Source organism: Desulfovibrio sp. 1188_IL3213, from assembly GCF_036763145.1.
Taxonomy (GTDB): domain Bacteria; phylum Desulfobacterota; class Desulfovibrionia; order Desulfovibrionales; family Desulfovibrionaceae; genus Desulfovibrio.
In genome coordinates this window covers 1-1,482 of sequence record NZ_JBAIYR010000505.1, presented here as the reverse complement: position 1 = coordinate 1,482, position 1,482 = coordinate 1, and the positions used below count along the sequence as shown (strand labels likewise).

Sequence of the window (1,482 nt, the reverse complement as noted above, 5' to 3'; positions counted from 1 at the left end):
GCCTGTTCCGCTGTCTGGGCTTGGGCCTGCGGCGCCGCCTGGGCGGCTTCGGCTTCGGCCTTGGCAGCTTCTCTGGCGGCTTTGGCCGCTTCCTTTTTGCGTTTTTTCTGTTCTTCCTCTTCAGCCTCGGCATTGAGGGTGCGCTGGAAGTCAGTAGAAACCCGGCGGAATTCGCCCATGGCCTTGCCCAGTGTGCGCGACACGTTGGCAAGGCTCTTGGGACCCAACACAATCAGGGCCACCACAAGGATGACCAGAAGTTCCGTGCTGCCTATACCGAACATGCGGTTCTCCTATTCCCATTCAATGGTGCTGGGCGGCTTGGAGGACACGTCGTAAACCACGCGGTTGACGCCCTTGACTTCATTGATGATGCGGCCCGACATGCGCTCGATGAGATCGGCGGGCAGGCGCGCCCAGTCTGCGGTCATGGCGTCCACGCTGTCGACCACGCGCAGGGCCACCACATGTTCATAGGTGCGTCCGTCGCCCATAACACCCACGGTCTTGAGGGGCAGCAGCACGGCAAAGCCTTGCCAGACCTTGCGATACCAGCCGGATTCGCGCAGTTCCTGCTGCACTATCCTGTCGGCCTGGCGCAGGATGTTGAGGCGCTCTTCGCTCACTTCGCCAAGCACGCGGATGGCAAGGCCCGGCCCGGGGAAAGGATGCCGCCACACGATGGAGTCGGGCATGCCGAGTTCGGCCGCCACTTTGCGCACTTCGTCCTTGAAGAGCTCACGCAGCGGCTCGATGAGCTTGAGCTTCATCGTATCGGGCAGGCCGCCCACATTGTGGTGGCTCTTGATGACGGCGCTGGGACCCTTGTGAGAAATGGATTCGATAACGTCGGGATACAGGGTTCCCTGAGCCAGAAAGTCCACCTGATCCAGTTTGTTGGCTTCTTCATCAAAAATTTCAATGAAGGTATGGCCGATAATTTTGCGTTTCTTTTCGGGGTCTTCCACGCCCTTGAGCCTGGAAAGAAAACGCTCCTGCGCCTGCACAAAGTTGAGGTTGAGGTCAAAGTGCTCACGCAGGTAGCTGACTACCTCGTCGCCCTCGCCAAGGCGCAGCAGGCCGTTGTCCACAAAGATGCAGTGCAGGCGCTTGCCTATGGCACGGTGGAGCAGCACGGCCACCACCGTGGAGTCGATGCCGCCCGAAAGAGCGCAGACCACGTGCCTGTCGCCCACCTGTTCGGCCATTTCCCTGACCACGCGCTCCACAAAGGAAGACATGGTCCAGTCAGGCTTGATGCCCACGACCTTGAACAGGAAGTTGTGCAGCATGCGTTCGCCGTCCACGCTGTGGTGTACTTCGGGGTGGAACTGCACGGCGTAGATTTTGCGGGCCTCATCGGCCATGGCGGCCACTTCAAGGGTGCTGGTGCTGCCCGTCACCGTAAAGCCGGGCGGGGGGGCCATGACCTTGTCGCCGTGGCTCATCCATACGCGGGTGGGCGCGGTGATGCCTTCCCAC

General features: G+C 60.8%; 2 protein-coding genes. Both read right to left on the bottom strand.

Going from position 1 to position 1,482, the window contains the following annotated elements; genetic code table 11:
- On the bottom strand, positions 1 to 284 hold a 284-nt coding region (gene tatB, locus V6C16_RS13080), incomplete at its 3' end, for a Sec-independent protein translocase protein TatB (RefSeq protein WP_333543416.1).
- A gap of 9 nt (positions 285 to 293) precedes the next feature.
- On the bottom strand, positions 294 to 1,482 hold a 1,189-nt coding region (gene guaA, locus V6C16_RS13075), incomplete at its 5' end, for a glutamine-hydrolyzing GMP synthase (protein WP_333543415.1).